A 329-nucleotide genomic window follows, 5' to 3' on the forward strand; every position below is an offset into this window, starting at 1 on the left:
GTCCACGAGTCTCTACACGGATCTGGCTCTCGACGCGTTGAAGATGGCGATGTGGCGCCGAGAGAATCAAGGCGCTGACCTGGGCGGACTCGTCCACCACTCCGACCGGGGAGCCCAGTATCGAGCGATCCGCTACACCCAGCGGCTCGCCGAGGCCAGCGCCGTCGCCTCCGTCGGCTCCAAGGGCGACTCCTACGACAACGCGATGGCCGAGGCGTTCAACTCCCTCTACAAAGCCGAACTCGTCCGCAACAAGGGACCATGGCGCGGACTCGACGACCTGGAGGTGGCCACCGTCGAATACATCGACTGGTACAACAACCGACGGC

Annotated in this window: 1 protein-coding gene; it reads left to right on the top strand. The window is 64.4% G+C overall.

The window, feature by feature from the left end:
• Positions 1 to 329: integrase core domain-containing protein (locus ONA70_RS36545; RefSeq protein WP_265011030.1), on the top strand; the 329-nt coding region annotated here is incomplete at both ends.

Origin of the sequence: Micromonospora yasonensis (assembly GCF_026013475.1) — a bacterium.
GTDB lineage: Bacteria > Actinomycetota > Actinomycetes > Mycobacteriales > Micromonosporaceae > Micromonospora > Micromonospora yasonensis.